The organism is Cohnella sp. AR92 (genome assembly GCF_003990975.1).
In the GTDB taxonomy this organism is placed as follows: Bacteria; Bacillota; Bacilli; order Paenibacillales; family Paenibacillaceae; genus Cohnella.
On the sequence record NZ_RZJR01000020.1, the window covers coordinates 25200 to 46883 of the forward strand.

Genomic DNA, 21684 nt, shown 5'->3' on the forward strand with positions numbered 1-21684 from the left:
TGATGGTTCGGAAATGAGATGTGGGAGGTTCGTTTAAGTTAAATGGATTGATGGGAAAGGGGCATGTAGTGCCGTTTTTTTACATCTTCCCCTCACGAAATGAAACGATGAATTGACGTCGAATAATCGGCGTCTTTTTCGTTTTGACTATTAAATTCAAAGACAATCAAGAAGGGCTACACGGGGAAGAGAGAGTTGGTGTAAAAAAATGACAGGATTGTATTTACAAATCAATTCTACTACAGTAGAATGTTGATATGTGATTCTACGGCAGTAGAATGAATGTGAAAGAGGTGCTCATTTGGTTATGAAGTTATTCGATAGCGAGCTTAATATTATGGAAATCTTGTGGAAAGAAGGCGATACCCCCGCAAAGAGAATTGCAGAAATGACAAAAGAAAAAGTAGGTTGGAGTAAAACAACAACGTACACCATTATCAAGAGATGTCTCGATAAAGGGGCGATCGAGCGACGAGAACCTAATTTCGTTTGCCATGCGCTCGTTACGCGAGAGCAAGCGCAAGAACACGAAACAACCGAGTTGATTAACAAAATGTACGATGGAGCCCCCGACAGATTGATTGCTTCCTTATTGGGACAGAAACGGCTATCGACAGAAGAAATAAATCGCTTAAAACGCCTAATCGATAGTTTGGAATGAGGTGAGGGAATGTCGTTGCTTCAAATAAGTATCTCGGCTTCCGTCTTTATTCTTGCCGTTATTTTCTTGCGTTCCTTGCTTATTCACAAGCTTCCCAAAATGACCTTTATGTTTCTTTGGGGTGTTGCGTTGCTTCAATTGCTTGTACCTGTTTCCGTTCCATCGCCATTTAGCATTTTTACGGCAGCGGAACATGTAAGCAGAATGTTTGCAGCGCCCAAAGCGATTCCCACGCAAGGAAGTTCAACGTCTATTAATGGAACTACGGCAATCCTTCCATCCATTACAGAACACGCGACCGCGCCGATTATGCCATTGAAGACGGCTTCACAGATAATATCGCCTATCGTATGGGTTTGGGTAGTTGGTTTTACTTTGTGTGCTTTATTTTTTATCATTCCGCATATAAGGTATCGCAAAATCTACAAAATGGCCGTGCCTATTAAAAACGATTTTATAAAAAAATGGCAGCATTCGAATTTGTTATGGCGAGAGGTTCAAATCAGGCAACTAGATCATCTTTCAACTCCGCTTACATACGGTATTTTTCGGCCTGTCGTACTCTTGCCGAAAAATTTAGACTATGACGATGAGAAACAACTTGCGCTTATCCTAACCCACGAATTTACGCACATCAATCGATTCGACACATTAAAGAAATGGATTCTTGCCGCTAGCGTATGCGTCCATTGGTTCAACCCTTTTGTATGGGCCATGTATATTCTTGCCAACCGCGATATCGAGCTATTCTGTGATGAAACCGTCATTCGAAAATTCGGGGAAAACACGAAACCTGCTTATGCTAGGGCACTTGTCCGTTTGGAAGAGAAGAAAATCGGTTTGTCGCCGATGATTAGCAGCTTTTCCAAAAACTCGACCGAAGAAAGGATTATATCGATCATGAGAACCAAGAAAGTCACGATCGCCACGATGCTTCTCGCTATTGGGCTTGCAGTCGGTGTCGTTATCGTCTTTGCGACATCAGCATTGGACAAAACGGAAGCTTCAACGGATGTCGACGAACCTAAAGCCTATAGTGTGCCCTCGCTATATCAAGGTGCCGACACCGATATGTCTTTAAATCCGATCGATCTCACATTCAACAAGAAATATGATGTACCGAAGTTGATAGACAGCCTTATGGTTTCAAAGTATCGAGCCGTTTATATGGACAACGAAATCTCTCTTCGCGTCATGACGGATAACGCCATTCAGATAAGCAAAGATAAAGGCGCAGTTTGGAAAAAATACGATACAAAAGAAGTCGACGCAAAAGAGTTTGCCATATGGCTGCTGAAACATGATCCGAATCCGGGATATTCAATGGAAGAGGTTCAGTATCGATTGGCAAACGGGGCAGAAGTAAAACATTTAGTGCTTGAAAATGGGAAGGAGATGTATTTCATCATCGACGGGAACGGCGTACAGATCGAACTTGTACAACCTGAAAAAATAGCTTCCGTTCTGATTGACGGTCAAAGGATGATGGTTACGGTCGAGAGTATCCCGTATCATATATCTGCACAGATGCTGAAATCATTTTACGACTTGTTAGTGTCGAACAATATCCTTTCGGAAACTGTTGCAAAACAAGATTATTCGGAACGAATCAAGTATCTTAAAAAAAATGACTTCTTTATTGTAACGAAATAAAGGTGGTTACTGGTATCATGAAAGAGAAACGGATTCTATTAATAGAAGACAATCAAGAAATCGGACGCTGGGTTCAGGAGGAACTTGAAAAGCGGGGATATGTCGTTCGTTGGCTGTTATCCGGTGAAGAGGTGGAAAACGATATACAGGGGATTCATGTGGTTATTCTCGATATCATGCTGCCCGGACTGGATGGTTTTACGGTAGGCCAGCGATTGAAGAAAGCAGCGCCTTCGGTGCCCATTTTGCTGCTATCCGCACGAGCGGCTGTCGATGATAAGCTGCAAGGGCTGCAGTTTGCCGACGATTATGTCACCAAGCCTTTTCACCTCGATGAGCTAGCTGCCAGAATAGAGGTGCTGCTCCGACGCAGTGGAACGGGACTCCCGGATCGCATCAAGCTTGGACAGCACATCCTTGTTGATCTTGCCGGACGCACGGTGTTCAACGAGCTTACCGGAGAAGGAGTTGCCTTGACCGGAAAGGAATACCAAATTCTTGAGTGTTTCCTTCGCCATCCGAATCAAATTCTTACGCAAGAGCAAATATGGATGGCTGTCTGGGCAGAGCCATACATCAATGGAGATAAAGCTCTGTCCGTCCATATTCGTCACCTTCGCGAAAAACTGGAACAGGATCCCAATGCGCCGGTAATTATCCAGACCGTACGCGGCATTGGATATCGGGTGAAAATATGAAACAACGCTCTTTTTTTCGACGGTACTTAGTGGTTCATTTCCTGGGCCTTGCGTTGCTTCCCGTAATGATCCTTATGATGGTAGCTGGCGTGAATCCGTCTTCTGACCCGTCAAGCATGGATACGACACGCAGCATATCCGGTTTGATCGCCCTCATCATTGCCACCTTTATTTCCGTATCGGGGGTGTTTTTTTATCGCCTTAGGCAGCGGCTCGTCCGCCTGCAAAAGGCGATGACTGTTCCCGGGGAAGGTTCCTGGATTCCAGAACCGATCCCGGAGCGCGCTTCTGGTATGAACGAAGTGGATCAGTTGGGGGCTTCGTTTAATCAGATGATTCGGAAGCTTCGCGATAGCCGCCTGCGGGAGCAAGAAGAAGAATCGCTCAGAAAGCAACTGATTGCCAATCTGTCCCATGATTTACGGACGCCGCTCACCGCTCTTCGCGGGCACGCCTCCAGATTGCATAGGGAGCCTCTCAGCCAGGAAGGTGTGGCCTCTCTCACGGCGATTGACCACACGATTACGCATATTAGCGAGCTAATGGATGACCTTTTATCCTATACATTGCTTACTGCGGGCAAATACCCGTACCATCCCGAGCCCACCGATATGGTTCGACTCTTAAGATCCTCTGTTGCATCATGGTATCCGGCATTTGAGAACGCAGGCTTCCGTATAGACGCTGACTTGCCGTTCGATGCGACCTTCTCATGGGACATCGATTCGCAATGGATGACGCGCGTGCTTGGCAACCTGTTTCAAAATGTCCTTCGCCATGCGGACGATGGTAGGTTTATCGGTATTGCTGTGGATATCGGGCAAGAGCGGTTTATCATTCAAGATCATGGACCGGGGATGGGGACCCAGTCTGCCAATCGCGGCGCCGGCATGGGACTCACGATTTCAAAGTACATGCTGAAGGAAATGGGGCTGCAAGTCCATTTTAGTTCCGATGCGGAGGGAACGACCGTGCGGATCGGAAAAAAATTAGACCAAACTTAGAAATAACCTTCCCTGATTTTAGATTTGGTTCGATAGGATGTGAAGCATAACCAAGACAAGGAAGGTGTTATGCTTGATAACTATCGAACAGTTAACTAAGCGCCGCGGGTCGCACAATATCCTAAACGGCATTAGCTTTAAAGCTAAGCCCGGTCGCGTAACCGGGTTCCTCGGTCCCAATGGCGCAGGGAAAAGTTCTGCTCTGCGAATCCTATTGGGACTTGACCGGGCGACCTCAGGCACTGCGCTGGTCAATGGCGTGCCATACGTCCAGCTTACCGATCCGCTAACGACCGTTGGCGCCGTATTTGACGGATCGGGAGCGCATCGGTTGCGTACAGGGCGAGCGCATTTGAACTGGATTGTCAGGTCCGCGGGGCTTCCCCGTTCTCGGGTCAACGAAGTCCTCGAAATGGTAGGGCTTGCCCATGCTGCCTCGAAGAGGGTTGGCCGTTACTCTCTTGGCATGGCGCGGCGACTAGGCCTGGCTGCCGCGCTGCTTGGCGATCCGGAGATTCTGATATTGGACGAACCTACGAATGGGCTTGACCCCGAGGGAATTCGTTGGCTCAGGACGTTTCTCCGTGAACGTGCGGCATCAGGGCGCACCGTATTACTATCGAGCCATCTGATGGGGGAAACCGCCGAAACGGTAGACGACATTGTTATTCTCAATAAGGGGCACATTGTGGCGAGCGGTACGCTTACCGATATCGTCGGTTCCCATAAGACATTAGAAGATGCCTTTTTCGCGTTTACCGCGAGGAGGGACATCTCATGAAAAATGCGCTTGCCGCAGAGCTTTCAAAGCTTCTCTCCTTACCCGCCATATGGATCGCAGTTGCGGTCGGCATCCTTGTTGCGCCTGCAATCGCCGTAATCCGCTCCTTTCAGGAGCTTTTCGAAATCGAAAAAAGCGTACAAACAGCGGTCGAGTACCCTATCGGATTTGAAGAGTTGGGGTTCGGCGTTATGGGCGTTATTATTGTTGGCGTTATAGCAATCAGTAGCGAATACTTCACCGAGAGTGAAGAATCCGGCGGCGGACGCCAGTTGACCACCAGTTTGACCGCCAACCCATCACGAATTCGTTTTCTGATGTCGAAAGCATCTGCCGTTGCAACGGTTAGCGCCATTCTCGCCATCATCGCCATTGCTCTCACATTAGTAGCGGTTCGGATCATCCTTGCGGAGCATGCTCCTGAGCTTGGGATTGCCGATATTTCCCGGTTTATCGGCGTTGTATGCTATTGGGTGCTTACCGCGCTTATGGCCTTTGGAATTACGATCCTGACACGGCATGCCGCTCTGCCGATGGCCGTTCTGCTTCTGAATACCTCCGTCGTGAGCGTGACTTATTTGCTGACACGCGTCACCCCTTTGGCGAACTATCTGCCGGATATGGCCGGAATTCGCATGTTCGTTGAAATCAAAGATGCCGGGAGTCCACTCACGCCGATTTGGGGCGGTGTAGTCATGGCGGCTTGGGTGACAGCATTATTGAGCATTGGAACGGTTACCTTTTGTCGGAGGGATCTATGAGTACGTCGATAACCCGGACGTATGGCCAAGAAATGCGTCGGGCGATCAAGGCGGAGCTGTCAAAGTTATATTCGCTGCCAATTACATGGTATACCCTCTGCGGTACTTTTATCGTCAATCTTATTCTGGCCTGCGCTTACTCAAACGCCGGATTACAGGGCTTAGCCTCCACACAGAGCAAGCTGGAAATCGGGTTGGCTTCAGTCGGTTATTCGCAAGCGGGACTTATGATCCTTGGTATACTGACCGTTTGCTCCGAATATAACGGCGGTCAGATTCGCACAACACTGACGGCAATGCCGCTGCGAGGCATCCAGATTTTCTCGGCGTTATTCGCGCTGACAGTCGTGCTCATCCCTGCTGCATTCGTTGTATCATCTTCTGGAGTTCTGCTAACCGAAATATTAATCGGAGATGCCGGGACTCCTATTGTATGGGGAAATTTTATGTCCGCCATATTGGGAGTAAGCGGATACCTCACGTTGACCGCACTGATCAGTGCGGCAATCGGAGTTGTTCTGCGCCGGATGCTTCCTGCGCTCTCGATCATTCTCGGCTATTACTTCATAGCGGAACCGCTTATACGGGAGCAAGCAGACCTCGCAAAGTATCTTCCGGATACGGCAGGAGTTGGGAGATGGACTCCGCGGCCCGAACATGCAAGTGCGCTCACCCCAGTGCAAGGCGGCATCCTTTTGAGTGCTTGGACACTTGCCGCAATCATTATTGCTGCTACCGTATACCGAAAGCGAGATGCGTGAATCGAGGTAACATTGGAAAATAACTGACGACGCGGGTGATGGTTTCCGGCTTGTGCGCTGGCTTCGACGAGAGAGATTAGCATCGCCTGTTGCCAGAAACGCGTTATAAGAGCGAACTTAAAGTTTTCTTTATATTCCACAAATGGGCCGATCTACAATGATAAATTTGAAGTAACATTTGGAGTTTTTTGACGAAGCGAAGCTTGCTGTCATGAGAGAGGGTCTTTACAATCACATACTTGGACCAAGGTATCGTTGCATGTGATGATATTTGTAATTAGGAGGGATGTCGTGAAGATAAAATCCGTGCAGCCGGTCAGTGAATATTTCAAAGCGATGCAGCAATGCAAGGACGCACGCACGACGAAGGATCAATCGCGTTTGGCATCTATTCGAAATATGCTCATGCTGGGCAAGAAGCTGCGCACCGAAGAAATGGACTACTTAAAGCGACAGGATTAACAGAACGACGTCTTTGAGTTTCCAATCTTCCAATAGTCTGGGTGCGAACCCGTCTTTATTCTCAAAGTTCATTTCGAAGAACAAGCCATATGAGCAATATATCAAGATAGCAGCAACCGGAATTGTGAATTTTTTGAAATCTGCGCAGGATATGCAAGCATCGGCGCAAAAATTAATGCAGAAGGAAAATTCATCTTTCCAAGCACGGACTGCGGAATCATCGGACAGCAAGAAGGTTGCCGCAACTGCTTCGGCCGGCGCTGCGAGCAAAACTTGTGCAGCAATTCGCGATGTACCAGTCATCGATGCAAATGGCTATGTCGACACAGGCAAGCGGGTGGGTCGTGAATTCGCTTTATTAGCAAATTTAAGCAGAAAAGTTGCGTAGTTGCTGCGATCAAGGAAGTTGAGGCCAAATCGCTTCCGAAATCCAGCTTGGTCTTGGCGCACTGATGTGCGAACATAAAAATCGCCCTGTCCCTTTAATGGGACAAGGCGATTTTTATGTCGAGACATGCAATAACCCGTCTAGATCAAATCTGATCTTTGTATCGTGTCTACCGATTGACTAGAAAGCTTAGCTTTAATCCAGTGAGCGTCATCCTTTTAGCGGTATGACCATAATTGAGCAAGAGTGATATCCGACTCTGGACTCGGTCAAACGCCCGTTGCAATTTTTACAAATACATCAACATGTTTTGGTGTCCCAAACGGGCTTGAACTGTATTTGGACTATGACGGTGCAAAGGAAATGCTGCTGGTGGGTAACATGAACAGTCGTGAGTTTCTGGAGCGGCTGCTTTCATATTGTAGAGTTTTTACAATAAATACCATAATCGACCCGAATGACCCTGATGAAACGGATGACACAATGGATAATGAATATTTTGACGAAATGTTTCGCTTTGAGAAAGTAATGTAGAGATAAGTATCTACGGACAGAGAGAGGCAATTGACCTGCCATTTTCCCATCTTCAAATGCGCAATAAACGTTAAGCGCGAGTTTAAAGTTTTTTTTGTAATTCACAACTGGTCCAATTTACCATGATAAAATAGGAGGAGAAAAATCGAGAGGAATCAGATCAGATCGTGGGGGAAATTTCGTACTTTGCGATTATTGACGGGGGAGGATAAACATGTTTGCACGATTTCATAGGCGGAGCATCGCACTCGTACCAGTTCTAACGTTAATTTTAGGTATGTTATCCGGGATGGTAACGACGAAGGCCAATGCCACTATGTTGCCGAACGGGACGCAAGATTTCACTGGATATACGCAATCTGGAAACCTCCGGGACAGTCCGGACGGATTTTTTAAGTTATCTGCGTCCAGGTCAGGACTTATGGCGGATGAGTATGGAGCTTTTATTAATGGTAACAACAACTCTACCGGTTCTGAAACGGTTTATTTTGAAATAACGGCAGCGGGTTTATTGGGCAGCTTTGAATTAGGCAGGCTATATTTAGGCGAATATGATGATGGGAGTTTTTCTAATGTTACAGTGAAAGGTTATGCTGCCGGCATTGAACAATTCTCAACCGTACCGTATTCAAATGCAAAAGACTCGTTAATAACATCTGATTTCCCTATCGATTATTCTGTTGCAAATGGAAAATCTATTGATTCTTTCCGGGTTTACTATACGAGGGATAGTGGAACGCTCCATGAAAGTTTTAATTTAATTAACTTTACTATTAAAAATGCTTCTGTAGATCCTCCTCCTTCTGTTAGTTCAGAGAAGGCGATAACCGGATTCTCGTTTGGCGGTTTGACGCCGGCGGTGACAGGTACCGTAAATGAGGGTACGAAGACAGTGGCGCTGACGGTTCCATACGGGACGAACGTGACGTCGTTAGTACCGACGATAACACATACGGGTGCGAGTGTGTCGCCGAATAGCGGGGTGGCGCAGAATTTTAGCAGTCCAGTAACGTATACGGTGACAGCAGCAGACAACAGCACGCAGCAGTATGCGGTGACGGTAACGGTGAACGAGCTGACCCACGCGGCCACGCCAAGCATCGACACGCAGCCAGCGGACAAGACGGTGAACGTGGGAGGAAGCGCGAGTTTAAGCGTAGCGGCAAGCGGTGGCGTATCGCTGAGCTACCAATGGTACAGCAACGCGACCAACAGTACGAGCGGAGGCACTTTGATCCCGGGAGCGACGGGCGCCACGTATAACGCGCCGACGGGGACGGCAGGTACGACGTATTATTACGCCGTCGTGACCAACACGGACAGCGGCGCAACGGGCAGKCAAACGGCAACGGCAACAAGCAACGCAGCCAAGGTGACGGTGAACGCGCTGACCCACGCGGCCACGCCAAGCATCGATACGCAGCCGGCGRATCAGACGGTGAACGTAGGAGGAAGCGCGAGCTTAAGCGTAGCGGCAAGCGGKGGCGTATCGCTGAGCTACCAATGGTACAGCAACACGACCAACAGTACGAGCGGCGGCACTTTGATCCCGGGAGCGACGAGCGACACGTATAACGCGCTGACGGGGACGGCAGGTACGACGTATTATTTCGTCGTCGTGACCAACACGGACAGCGGCGCAACGGGCAGTCAAACGGCAACGGCAACGAGCAGCGTTGCTAAGGTAACAGTGAATGCGCTGACCCACGCGGCCACGCCAAGCATCGACACGCAGCCGGCGAATCAGACGGTGAACGTGGGCGGAAGCGCGAGTTTAAGCGTAGCGGCAAGCGGTGGCGTATCGCTGAGCTACCAATGGTACAGCAACACGACCAACAGTACGAGCGGCGGCACTTTGATCCCGGGAGCGACGAGCGCCACKTATAACGCGCCGACGGGGACGGCAGGTACGACGTATTATTTCGTCGTCGTGACCAACACGGACAGCGGCGCAACGGGCAGTCAAACGGCAACGGCAACGAGCAGCGTTGCTAAGGTAACAGTGAATGCGCTGACCCACGCGGCCACGCCAAGCATCGACACGCAGCCGGCGAATCAGACGGTGAACGTAGGAGGAAGCGCGAGCTTAAGCGTAGCGGCAAGCGGTGGCGTATCGCTGAGCTACCAATGGTACAGCAACACGACCAACAGTACGAGCGGCGGCACTTTGATCCCGGGAGCGACGAGCGCCACGTATAACGCGCCGACGGGGACGGCAGGTACGACGTATTATTTCGTCGTCGTGACCAACACGGACAGCGGCGCAACGGGCACCCAAACGGCAACGGCAACAAGCAGCGCGGCTAAAGTAACGGTGAACGCACCTTCTCCAACCGGCAATTTTACGCCATCGACGCCTTCGGATCTCGATGTGATCGTACTGTTTAACGGAAAAGCTGAAAACCTGGGTAAAATGGTGAATTCCAAACGAGACGATCAGACGATGTCGACTATTGTTGTGGACCAGCAAAAACTGGAAGAAAAGCTGAAGTCCGAGGCGCAAAATTCCGTCGTTACAATCGTGGCAAATGCCAAATCAGACATTCTAGTTGGCGAGCTAAACGGTCAGATGATCAAGAGCATGGAAGACAGGCAAGCGCTTCTTCAGATCAATACGGATCGGGCAACCTACACGCTTCCGGCACAGCAAATCAACATTCGCGCAATAGCCGATCAACTCGGTAGTACGGTTACACTGCAAGACATCAAGGTTCGTATCGAAATCGCTACGCCGAATTCGGATACGGTAAAAGTCGCCGAGAATGCGGCTGCGAAAGGAACATTCGCGCTTGTCGCACCCCCGCTGGGCTTTAGCGTAAAAGTCACGTATGGCGATAGGACAATCGAAATCTCTAAATTTAGCGAGTACGTGGAACGAACGCTTGCCATTCCGGATGGCGTTGATCCGAGCAAGATTACGACAGGCGTCGTGATCGAACCCGACGGAACGGTTCGCCACGTTCCGACGAAGGTCGTAATGATCGACGGTACATTTTATTCGGTCATCAACAGCTTGTCCAACAGTACGTATGCTACCGTATGGCATCCGATTGAGTTTGCCGATGTAGTGAACCATTGGGCGAAAAATGCGGTAAACGACATGGGGGCGCGAATGGTCATCGACGGCATAGGGGACGGCATGTTTAACCCTGACCGTGAGATTACCCGCGCGGAATTTGCCGCTATCATTGTTCGCGGACTAGGGCTAAAGCTAGAGAGCGGAGCGATGACTTTCTCGGATATTAAAGCATCGGATTGGTATAGCAGCGCGATTAATACGGCGTATACGTATCATCTCATTAGCGGCTTCGAGGATGGTACTTTCCGCCCGAATGACAAGATCACGCGAGAACAGGCAATGGTTATTCTCTCCAAAGCGATGGCCCTTACCGGATTAAAGACCAAGCTGCCCGTTCAGACGACAGACGCGACTTTACGCCAATATGAAGATGCCGCAGGCGTATCCGCGTGGGCGCAAAGCGAAGTTGCGGAAAGCGTACAGGCCGGAATTGTATCCGGTAGAAGCGCAACCGTGCTTGCGCCGAAGGATTTCGTGACTAGGGCTGAGGTTGCAACGATTATTCAGAGACTGTTGCAAAAATCCGACTTGATTTAAGTAGCCGTTCGGAATCTCAACACTGACTTGATAATAAGCCTCCATCGCCACTCTAATACAGTGGAAATGGAGGCTTATTCGTATACGCACGTTAATGAACCGTCCGTGGGGTGGACGGTTTTTCTTACGTTCAAAGAGGGAACTCATCGTGAAGTTTGTATTCAACGCCTCTTAGATATTTGCTAGGCACATTTTCTATTAATGATGCTATTATTAATAATAACTAAATTATCTCGCATCCTGTCGATTGGGGTCGGTCTCATCATGAGGGGTATTCTCCGATTCGGTTCTCGTACTATCTTGCTTTATATAGCGGCTGCCGTTATTGTCGGTTTAGTTGCAAGCTATGCCGTCATCTCTGCGCCGGACTCCCCTAAGTTCCAAAGTAAAGAAGGCATTCTGGATTTAACGCAGGTTCATATCAGTAAGAATCCGATAAAGTTAAGAGGGGAGTGGGCGTTCTACTGGCAAGAGCTGCTGTCACCGGAGGACATCCAGAATCGCTTAGCAAGGGACGAAAATCATGATCGTTGGATCAGTATCCCGAGCTCCTGGCTAGGCTATCGGTTAGATGGTCAGAAGCTGAACGGTACAGGTTATGCAACCTTTCGGTTGGTCATAGAGCTTAGCGAGCGGGATCGGAACGAGCGACTTGCTCTGCGGCTGCCTACCATTTTCCATGCGTATAAATTATGGGTGAATGGCGAGCTGCTGGCAGAAGTCGGTGCGGTTGGTCAAGACAAGAGCAGCGTGATACCGCATCTGGCGACGAAGCTGGTGTTCATCCAGCCGGGGATTGACAGGCTGGAGCTGGTTATGCAAGTAGCGAACTTCCATCATAAGCGAGGCGGCATCACCAAGTATATCGAGCTGGGCGGCAGTGACGTGTTAACGGTCAGGACAAATCTGAAAATTGCCTCAGAGATATTCATAACTGCAAGCCTGCTGGTGATTGGCGTATATAATCTGTTGTTGTTCTTGCAGCGACGCAAGGATAGGGCGCCGTTGTATTTCGGTCTGTTCACCGTGTTGTTCGGTATCCGATCCTTGCTGGTCGGCGAGCTCATGATTACACAATTGTTTCCTCATTTTCCGTGGGAATTGCAGTTCAAGATCGAGTATCTGATTCTTTGCATCTGTGGGTATATCATCACCATGTATTTTGATTGCATTTTCCCGAATTATGTGTCGCGATGGTTTCGTCTTGGCACCCGGATCGCAACCGGCGCACTTTGTCTAGTTGTTGTGGTGACCCCTGCACTAATATATTCGAAATTGTTACTGGTAATCGGTGTGATCGTTGTTCTGCATATGGTTTATCTGATGGTTGGGCTGATCCATGCGGCTGTGCGGCGTATGGAGGGAGCGCTGATCTTCCTGTTGGTGTCGATGGTTACTCTAGTGACGGTCATCAACGATTTCTTATATTTCAACGGATGGTCTCGAATCGGAAATACTTCTCCGCTTGGTCTGTTGGTGTTTACGATTGCACAGATGATTCTGCTTTCTTCGAGATTTACGAGGGCGGCATCGAACGAGGAGAGGATTGCCCGCGAGCTGCAGGACGCTAACAACAAGCTGACCGAAATGAATATGAATTTGGAACGAACCGTGCAGGAACGCACGCAGGACTTATCCGCAGCTCATGATGATCTCCGCACTTCATATGACCGGTTGCTTAACTCCGAACAAGGGAGGAAGAAGCTCCTTGCCTATATTACGCATGATCTGCGTATGCCGCTGTCCAGCATGCTTGGTTATGTAGAAGCTGTGCAGGATATGGTTAAGCCGGAACGCAATGAACAGTACCTGAAGTATATCCGGGATAACACGATAAGAATAAACCGCATGATCGAGGAGTTGTCCTTCTTGTCGCATTTGGAGACGGGACAAGTCTCGTACCGAATGGAGAAGGTTCATGCGGTTCACTTCTTGCGCCGGTTCTATGAACAATATGAGCTGGTTGTGCGTGACGCAGGGCTGGATTTCATTCTTGATATCGGAGAGGCGGAAGATCAACGCTCTAACGTTCCTGTTGTCGAGATGGATGCGCAAAGAATAGATCAGGCGTTATTTAATCTCGTGTCGAACGCGATGAAGTTCACCTCTAGAGGCGGGGTGGTGCGTATTGCGTTAGATGTGGACGAGGTAAATCATGCCCGCTATGCGATCATTAGCGTACAAGATTCCGGCATGGGTATTCCTCCAGATCAGCTCGAGCAAATCTTCGATCGCAATTACAGGTATGATAGACCCGGCATGGAGAAGGGCATTGAGGGAAGCGGGCTCGGGTTGGCGATTTGCAGGGAAATCGTGCAAGCGCATGGAGGGACGGTTCGAGCGGAGAGCGACGGCAAGACGGGGTCGATATTCTATGTATTGCTTCCTTGCATTGGAGAAGAAGGAAGGTGACGGTATGATGGACAAGCACAAAATCATGATCGTCGATGATGATCCCCATATATGCGAGATTGTTCAGGCGTATTGCGAGAGGGAGGGGTACCTATCCTCCTACAGTCACAGCGGGACAGAAGCCATGGAGCTGCTTGCGTCTTTCGAGCCGGATTTGATCGTACTGGATGTACTGCTGGCTAATGAAAACGGCATTGATTGGTGCATGAATGCACGCAGCTACACGAATGCGCCGATCGTTTTTCTAAGCAGCCGCGAGGAGGACGAGGTCAAAATCAGCGCATTATCCTATGGCGGCGACGATTATGTGACCAAGCCGTTCAGTCCAGGAGTCCTTATGGCCAAGATCAAGGCTCATCTTCGCAGAGTGTCCAAGGGCAGAAGGGAACAACTGCTGGAGTTACCGGGTTTGACTCTGGACTTCTACGCACAGTCCGCCAACGTGGGTAGTGAATCCGTCTTTTTATCGAAAAAAGAGTTCAGTCTGCTGTCCTATATGGCACAAAACGTCAATCGTGTCGTCAGTGTCGATGCGTTGTTTCAGCTCATCTGGGGAATGGAGAGTCTGGAGGATACGAGAACGGTCGCGGTACACATAAGCAATTTACGCAAAAAAATCGAGACTGACCCTGCCAATCCGGAGAGAATCGTTACGATTCGGGGGAGCGGGTATATGTTGGTGGCTAGAAATAAATAGCGGCGAGGGGGTCATTTCCCTATCTCGCCGCTGTTGTGCTTCTTATTGCAAGTAAAGGTCAATAACGTCCTGGATGTCTTGTTTAGTAGACATGGGCGTTCCACCGCTAAATGGATTCTGGGAATCTTGATAGGCCGTTACTAGGACATCTAAGATTTGACTTAAGTTCGAAGCTGTCACTTGGGTTATGCCTGCGCTAGCGAATACTTCTTCGTCAGGTGCAGATTCTCCAAAGGGATTTCTCAAATAATCATAGATTGTCTGTACCACCATTAATTGATTAGTCTCAACAACAATCGCTTGAATTTGAGCCAATGTTCTTGGAAGCGGCGTTGCGTCGATTTCCAAATTGTATTGGACGGCAGATAGGTTCTCTGCCGTAACGCCCGTAACGCCTGCATCGCCGAAAGTCGTCACAGTAACATCGGTCCAATCTCCGGATTCCGACGCTTCATTGATCAGATCCAGCGCCGATCTCGGCACGATAATAGTGTACGAAGCTGACAGGATGTTGCTGTTTCTCATGCCTGAGCGTACCGCAATAGCTTTGATCGTCATTGCGCTATTCACGACGATCGGAGCGCTATAGACGTGGCCATTCGTCTTCGTCGGAGTGCTGCCATCTGTCGTATAGTAGATCGTAGCGCCACTCGTTGCGCTAAGCGATATTTGCGTATCCGACACGACAGCGCCCCCTGCGGGAAGTGCCGTTGGAGTCTCGACGGTAGCCTGTACGGGCTGCGGAGCGGGCGACGAATTCTGCTCTTCCTGTTTCTTCATTTCTTCTTCCTCTTGCTTCCGTTCTTCTTCCTTCTTCTTCTCTTCTTCCTCTTTCTTTTTCTGTTCTTCCTGTGCTTCGTATTGCCCCTTGGTTTCGTATGAGCCTAGCACAAGCAGATCGCGCGTTGCGTTGGTTGTCCCGCCGAACTTCCCGTCCGATCCGTTCGACAACAGTTTTTGATTCAAAGCCAAGGCGACATACCCCTTTGCCCAGTCAGATACAGTAGAATCATTCACGCCTGGCGTTGCCTTGGCGTCCGCGTCCTTGCCTAGGATTCGGACCAAGAACGTGGCCAGCTGCTCCTTGGTTACTTTGCCGGCCGGATTGTATGTACCTTCGCCATAACCATCCGTAATGCCGGCAGTTTTGAGCGCTTCAATATAGGGCAGCGCATAACCATTGGCGCCATCCGCTTGGACGTCGCTGAAGCTGGACGCCTTCAGATCTTTATTGACATCAAGGCCCATAATCAATGCCGCAACCTTGGCGAACTGGGCTCGGTTCATCTCGTCTTTGAGCCCGAATGTCGTATCGCTGACGCCGTCGAAAATCCCAGCGCTGATCATGGCGTCGAACTTGGCCTTCGTTGCCGCGTCCAGATCCTTCAAGTCTGCAAAATCGGCTGCAGACTTAGCAGCTGTTGCACTATCGGCATAGCAGATGGCGGAATTTATGAGCAGCAGCATCGCCATCAGTAAACCAACCATTTTTTTCTCATCGTTTGTCCTCCTGAAGTATGATATCGATTTTCCTCCTTGCGATTTTATCATGATAGATTAGCACAACTATGAAACATAAAGAAAACTTTAAGATCGCACTTTTTTTTGCCATGCGTTCAGTTAGGATTTTATGCCGTTTGATAAAAGGTGCTTAACATGCTATAAGGGTAGAAGAAGCATGACCATGAACAGAGTCGGAGAGGTTTTTGATATGACAACAACTAATTTTTGGCGCGAGCTGCCGCGCCCTTTCTTTGTACTGGCGCCCATGGAAGATGTGACGGACGTCGTTTTTCGCCATGTCGTGAGCGCAGCGGCGAGACCCGATGTTTTCTTTACGGAGTTCACGAACACGGAGAGCTATTGCCACCCGGATGGGCACCATAGCGTGCGCGGTCGTTTGACTTTTACGGAGGATGAACAACCCATTGTCGCGCACATATGGGGAGATAAGCCGGAATACTTCCGTCAGATGAGCATCGGCATGGCGGAACTAGGGTTTAAGGGCATAGATATCAATATGGGGTGCCCCGTAGACAACGTTGCGGAGAACGGGAAGGGAAGCGGCTTGATTTGTCGTCCCGAAGTCGCAGCAGACATCATTCAAGCGGCCAAAGCCGGAGGACTGCCCGTAAGCGTCAAAACAAGGCTCGGGTTCAGCGCGGTAGACGAATGGCGCGATTGGCTAACCCATATCCTGAGACAAGATATCGCTAATCTATCCATTCATCTGCGGACAAGAGAGGAAATGAGCAAGGTAAACGCTCATTGGGAACTCATCCCGGAGATAAAGAAGCTTCGCGATGAAGTGGCTCCGGATACGCTGTTGACCATAAACGGAGACATACCCGACCGTCAAGTCGGCTTACAACTCGCCCAACAATACGGCGTAGACGGCGTTATGATCGGGCGCGGTATTTTTAACAATCCGTTTGCCTTCGAGAAGGAGCCGAGGGAGCATAGCAGCGAAGAATTGCTCGGCCTCTTACGGCTTCATCTGGATCTCCATGATCAATATTCTGCGCTGGAACCGCGTTTGTTCAAGCCAATGACTCGCTTCTTTAAAATTTATGTCCGTGGATTCCGAGGGGCAAGCGAATTAAGAAATACCTTAATGAACGCAAAGTCGACAAGCGAAGTGCGCGCATTGCTGGATGAATTTAGCGGCAAGCACGCTGATTGACCCGTTTTTCTAGACACGAAGAAACGATAATGAGAGAATGAGAAGCATCACCGCCGGAGGAGCGTCTATCGTGCTCAGAAGAACCTTGCTGGTTTGTCTCGTCAGCTTCCTTGCCTTCTCATTCATTCCGCTAACCATGTATATGGAGAGCCAAAGAGACGCAGATGTTCTGCAGGTTCGAGACGGCGTGATGGACCTCGCCTCCTGGACGAATCCTCATACTAAAAGCATTAGACTAAACGGGGATTGGGAGTTTTATTGGAACCGATTGCTGACTCCAGAAGACTTCAAGACGAATGAAAAACCGGTACGCACCGCTTATATGAAGGTACCTGGGCAATGGAACGGCAAACGAATCGATGGTCAATCTTTTCCCGCTGACGGTTCCGCTACTTACCGGATGACATTGACCCACTTGCCCGTTAGCGGTTCCTTTGCCTTGAAAAAAATGAATGTTCGTTTTGCCAGCACGATTTACGTAAACGGAGCCAAACTGCTTGAGGACGGCAAGCCGTCCGGGGACGCCTCAAGCTATAGAGCGGGGAACGCTCCGCAGATCGGTTATTTTACTGCCGATAGAAGCGATGTGGAGATTATCGTTCAAGTCTCCAATTACGATTATGTAAATGCGGGCATACCGGTATCCCTTTATTTTGGCGATCAAGCGGTCATGATGCAGCAGCATCAGAAGGACGTTATGCGCGAGTTCAGCTTGTTTGCCATTCTTGCCACATTGTCTCTCATTTTCTTCATCTGCTTTGCAACCACCGCTATTTACCGCCGGACGGACTTCTCCCTGCTTTCTTTCGCCATTCTATGCTTGTTCTTTGCCCTTTATAGCGGACTGACCGGAGAACGGCCTCTCTTTCTGTACTTGCCCGGATTTTCATTCGAATTTTTATATAAACTCAAGGACATCAGCTCGCTAACCGCGTTTATCATGCTGACCATCTTCTTCTATCAATTGCAGAAGAACATTATTTCTTTGAAGTGGACCAAAGCGACGACGATCGTGCTGGGCATATTAGTTGTGCTGATTGTCGTTCTTCCCATTCGGTGGTATGTGATTCTTTATTCCGGCGCCACTATTTTTTATCAAACTTTGCTATTCGGGCTTCTTGCGAGAGTGGCCGTGCTCTATATCAGAAGCGCCAGAGCGGACCGGTTCAAATCCTTCCTGTTGTTTATGTCGATTCTTAGCGTCAATCTATATTCGATAGCGCTGTTGTTGTTCGCTTTATCCTTAACGGAGAATCTCTGGCTAGGGCAATTCTATATTTTCCTCTTTAACTGCATCATTGTCTTTCTCCTTGTTCTTCGCTTTTTCGAGGCCTATCATACGATTAACCAAATGAAGGAACAATTGCTCAAGCTGGACAAGATCAAGGACGATTTTCTCTCCAACACTTCGCATGAGCTGAGAACTCCTTTGAACGCCATCGTGAACATTACCGATACTTTGCTGCAAGGGGCGGCGGGAGCCGTCAACGAAAAGCAGGCTAAAAATTTGACTATTGTGATGGACAGCGGGCGCCGATTAACCCAGCTCGTGAACGAACTGCTTGATTATTCGAAAATGAAGAATGGCGATATCGCCTTGCATAGAAGCGTCATCGATCTAAAGACCGTTGTCGACTCGATCGTCCGCATTCACTCGTTCCTGCTAGGAGGCAAGCCGATCGAGCTTGTCAACAATGTGCCGGAGGATATGCCGGCCGTGCATGCGGATAGCAATCGGCTTGTTCAGATCCTACATAATTTAGTGGGGAATGCGGTCAAGTTTACCGAGAAGGGATCGGTGGAGATCGGTTCCGTCGTTATCCTCGATAAGGTGGAGATCCGCGTCCGCGATACGGGGATCGGAATAGCGGAGGATATGCAGCAGCGTATCTTTAACCCGTTTGACCAAGTAGATCCGGTAGTGACCAAGAATAGAAACGGGACGGGTCTCGGCTTAAGCATTACGAAGGAATTGGTGGAGCTTCACGGCGGGGAGATTAAGGTTATCTCGACCCCGGGCAACGGCTCTGAATTCCGGTTTACGCTCCCCATTTCGCGGTTCGAGGCAGCAAGCGCAAGCCTGGAAGAGGAGTTGAAGCTTCCGCACTCGAATGCAACAAGCTCCGATATCGAATATCCGATCTACATCGAAGGCGCCAGGCCGGAATCGATTCTTGTCGTCGACGACGATTTTGCCAACCTGCAAACGATGATGAATCTGTTCGCTCTGGAGGGATATTCTCTCGTTGTGGTCAATCGCGGGCAATTGGCATTAACGGAGCTGGAGAGAAAACGGGATTTCTTCCTGGTTATCCTCGACGTTCGTATGCCCGACATGTCCGGCTATGAAGTGCTGCGAGCGATTCGGGCTAGGCAATCTTCCTCCGAGCTGCCGGTGCTTATGCTGACGGCGAATAATAGGGCTGCCGAGATCGTCTTGTCGATGGAAGGCGGGGCGAACGATTTTGTAGGCAAACCGTTCGAATCGGAGGAGCTGAAGGCGCGCGTTCGAAGCTTGATCCATTTGAAGGCATCCGTGCAAACCGCCAGAGACGCGGAGATCGCCTTTTTGCGCTCTCAGATCAAGCCTCATTTTCTGAACAACGCCTTGAACTCGATTGCCGCGCTCTGTATATACGACCCTGCCAAGGCGGAGGAACTGACTCTCCAGCTGTCGATGTATTTGCGGAACAGCTTTGACTTCAAGCAGTTGGACTCCTTTACTACATTGGCGAACGAGATGGAGCTGGTCCAAGCCTATATCATCATCGAAAAGGCGCGCTTCGGAGATAGATTGCAAGTCGAATACGACGTGGATGCCGATCGGAATGCGCGAATTCCTCCGCTGATTCTGCAGCCGTTGGTAGAGAATGCGATCAGACACGGCTTGATGTCTACCTTAGAGGGCGGAACCGTCCGAATAGAGGTTAAACAAAGCGAAGACGATACGATTCGCTTCGCCGTCGAAGATAACGGCTCCGGGATGAATGACAAAGTGCGGGAAGAAGCGATCGGAATGAACGATAATCAGAGAGGCGTCGGCCTATGGAACATCAGTCAGCGCCTGAGGCTCCTGTACGGCAAGACCATTCGGATAGAAAGTCAAGAAGGCATAGGCACGAAGGTGTATTTCGATATTCCGGCATTTCCGGATTGAGCGGATTGGAGGCTAAAGCATGCTGCGCGCCATCGTAGTAGACGATGAAGAGCTGTCGGTAAGACGGTTAGAGAAAATGCTATTCGACAGCGGCGAGATCGATAGGTGCCAAACGTTTCTCAATTCGTTGGGAGTTTGCGAATACGTGAGAACGAACCCGATAGACGTCGCTTTCCTGGACATCGCAATGCCGGGAATAAGCGGGATGGAGCTGGCCGAACGGCTTCACGCGATCGATCCCGGCATCGAAGTGGTTTTTGTTACCGCTTATAACCACTATGCCGTTGAAGCTTTCGATAGAAGCGCGCTGGATTATCTGATCAAGCCCGCAACGGCCGAACGGTTGTCCCAAACCCTGAACCGAATAAAAGCGAGACGGAGGACGGAGCTTGCCAAGCCGGCTCTGGAGGTTCGATTGTTCAATGGATTAAAGGCTTTTACTCGGAATCGGTTGGAAGAGCCTTTAAAGCTGAGAAGCCCGAAGACAGAGGAGCTGTTTGCTTTTCTTCTGTGCAGAGGTTCCGTCACTCGCGAAGAGATCGTCGATACGTTGTGGAGCGGATTGGAGCTTGAGAAGGCGTGGAAAAATTTAAACTCGACGTTATACTATATTCGGAAGGCTATCGATACGGATAATGCGGGGGGCATCATTGTCGCCGGCAGAAACGAGATTCGGATCGAAGAGAGCGGTATAACCTGCGATCTGTACGAGTTCGAACGACTGTTGAAGCAGATTCGTCTGAATCCGGCTAAGAGCCATGATCTGTTCCAACGGGCGAAATTGCTGTACGCAGGGCCGCTGTTGAATGGCAAAGGATATGATTGGGCCGGCGAACAGTCGCGTCGGCTTGAGGCGAGTTATCTCGAATTGCTGGAAGCTGCCGCAAGGCTTTGCCTGGAGCAGAACGAGGCAAATCAGTCGCTCCAGTACTTTGTCGATATTCTGAAGTGGGATCCGATTCGAGAAGACATTGCTCAGGAGACGATCCGATTATATATCGAGCTGGGAAGAAAAACGGAGGCGCTTCGGCAATATCATCGCTTGGAAGAATCCCTAAGGCTCGAGTTTGGGACGCTGCCCGATCCCCGCATATCCGAATTGCTTGCAAACGCGAATAGCTGAGAGTAGATGGAGAAGAGTCCCGAAACGACGGGGGACTCTTCTTTTTTTGTCGTTCTATCTAGGACTAAAGTCGCTGTTTGTTTATTCTGCGTTTATTCCCTTGTTGTACAATATTGCCGATTCCTGTTGAGAAAACGGCAGCTCGAGTTCACATTATACGACGAAGGGGACAGAAGGATGACTCGAAGAATAAGAAGTTTAAAAGGGTTTATTGCGGGATTTCTCGTTTTGGCCCTGCTTTTGCCTGATTTTGCTTTTGGCGGACAAAAGGCAGCGGCTGCGTCGGACCCTAC

The 21684-nt window shown here is 49.4% G+C and carries 16 protein-coding genes; 15 read left to right on the top strand and 1 reads right to left on the bottom strand.

Translation table 11 applies throughout. The features are described from left to right. The first annotated feature begins 307 nt into the window (after nucleotides 1-307). The 12 genes from ELR57_RS25135 to ELR57_RS25185 all read left to right on the top strand — a co-directional run bounded on the left by ELR57_RS25135 (nucleotide 308) and on the right by ELR57_RS25185 (nucleotide 14428). The gene (locus ELR57_RS25135; protein WP_238162686.1) at nucleotides 308-661 is read left to right on the top strand and encodes a BlaI/MecI/CopY family transcriptional regulator; all 354 of its coding nucleotides are present in this window, start codon (nucleotides 308-310) and stop codon (nucleotides 659-661) included. 9 nt (nucleotides 662-670) lie between these two features. Further along, entirely contained in the window at nucleotides 671-2314 is a 1644-nt protein-coding gene (locus ELR57_RS25140) for a M56 family metallopeptidase (RefSeq protein ID WP_126962214.1), read from the top strand. A gap of 17 nt (nucleotides 2315-2331) precedes the next feature. After that, a complete protein-coding gene (locus ELR57_RS25145) occupies nucleotides 2332-3012 on the top strand; it encodes a response regulator transcription factor (protein ID WP_126962216.1) in 681 nt (226 codons plus the stop codon). Next, nucleotides 3009-4016: a sensor histidine kinase gene (locus ELR57_RS25150; RefSeq protein WP_126962218.1), complete on the top strand. Its 1008-nt coding sequence runs from the start codon at nucleotides 3009-3011 to the stop codon at nucleotides 4014-4016. The genes ELR57_RS25145 and ELR57_RS25150 overlap by 4 nt, the downstream gene beginning before the upstream one ends. 73 nt (nucleotides 4017-4089) lie before the next feature. Beyond that, nucleotides 4090-4797, top strand: coding sequence for an ABC transporter ATP-binding protein (locus ELR57_RS25155; RefSeq protein ID WP_126962220.1), 708 nt, complete (start codon nucleotides 4090-4092; stop codon nucleotides 4795-4797). Further along, a complete protein-coding gene (locus ELR57_RS25160; protein ID WP_126962222.1) occupies nucleotides 4794-5558 on the top strand; it encodes an ABC transporter permease in 765 nt (254 codons plus the stop codon). The genes ELR57_RS25155 and ELR57_RS25160 overlap by 4 nt, the downstream gene beginning before the upstream one ends. Continuing rightward, nucleotides 5555-6319 carry an ABC transporter permease gene (locus ELR57_RS25165; protein ID WP_192896618.1) on the top strand — a complete coding sequence of 255 codons (765 nt, stop codon included), beginning with the start codon at nucleotides 5555-5557 and terminating at the stop codon, nucleotides 6317-6319. The genes ELR57_RS25160 and ELR57_RS25165 overlap by 4 nt, the downstream gene beginning before the upstream one ends. Before the next feature lie 291 nt (nucleotides 6320-6610). Continuing rightward, on the top strand, nucleotides 6611-6781 hold the full coding sequence (locus ELR57_RS27975) for a hypothetical protein (protein ID WP_158630168.1): 171 nt from the start codon (nucleotides 6611-6613) through the stop codon (nucleotides 6779-6781). 13 nt (nucleotides 6782-6794) lie between these two features. Next, nucleotides 6795-7169, top strand: coding sequence for a hypothetical protein (locus tag ELR57_RS25170; protein WP_126962224.1), 375 nt, complete (start codon nucleotides 6795-6797; stop codon nucleotides 7167-7169). 1426 nt (nucleotides 7170-8595) lie between these two features. Then, nucleotides 8596-11319 (top strand): S-layer homology domain-containing protein, encoded by a 2724-nt coding sequence (locus ELR57_RS25175; protein WP_238162687.1) that lies wholly within the window; start codon nucleotides 8596-8598, stop codon nucleotides 11317-11319. Between the two features lie 264 nt (nucleotides 11320-11583). After that, on the top strand, nucleotides 11584-13731 hold the full coding sequence (locus ELR57_RS25180) for an ATP-binding protein (RefSeq protein ID WP_126962228.1): 2148 nt from the start codon (nucleotides 11584-11586) through the stop codon (nucleotides 13729-13731). 4 nt (nucleotides 13732-13735) lie between these two features. Continuing rightward, nucleotides 13736-14428, top strand: a complete 693-nt coding sequence (locus ELR57_RS25185; RefSeq protein WP_238162688.1) for a response regulator transcription factor — start codon at nucleotides 13736-13738, stop codon at nucleotides 14426-14428. Between the two features lie 42 nt (nucleotides 14429-14470). Here the strand turns inward: ELR57_RS25185 and ELR57_RS28165 are convergent, their stop codons facing one another. Continuing rightward, nucleotides 14471-15901 carry a chitobiase/beta-hexosaminidase C-terminal domain-containing protein gene (locus tag ELR57_RS28165; RefSeq protein ID WP_238162689.1) on the bottom strand — a complete coding sequence of 477 codons (1431 nt, stop codon included), beginning with the start codon at nucleotides 15899-15901 and terminating at the stop codon, nucleotides 14471-14473. A 238-nt stretch (nucleotides 15902-16139) separates the two neighbouring features. Here ELR57_RS28165 and ELR57_RS25200 point away from each other — a divergent pair, with 238 nt between their 5' ends. The 3 genes from ELR57_RS25200 (at nucleotide 16140) to ELR57_RS25210 (ending at nucleotide 21391) form a co-directional block, all read left to right on the top strand. Next, nucleotides 16140-17111: a tRNA dihydrouridine synthase gene (locus ELR57_RS25200; RefSeq protein ID WP_126962305.1), complete on the top strand. Its 972-nt coding sequence runs from the start codon at nucleotides 16140-16142 to the stop codon at nucleotides 17109-17111. A 70-nt stretch (nucleotides 17112-17181) separates the two neighbouring features. After that, nucleotides 17182-20268, top strand: coding sequence for an ATP-binding protein (locus ELR57_RS25205; RefSeq protein ID WP_158630169.1), 3087 nt, complete (start codon nucleotides 17182-17184; stop codon nucleotides 20266-20268). Nucleotides 20269-20287: 19 nt separating this feature from the next. Next, nucleotides 20288-21391, top strand: coding sequence for a response regulator (locus ELR57_RS25210; protein ID WP_126962232.1), 1104 nt, complete (start codon nucleotides 20288-20290; stop codon nucleotides 21389-21391). Nucleotides 21392-21684 lie beyond the last annotated feature (293 nt).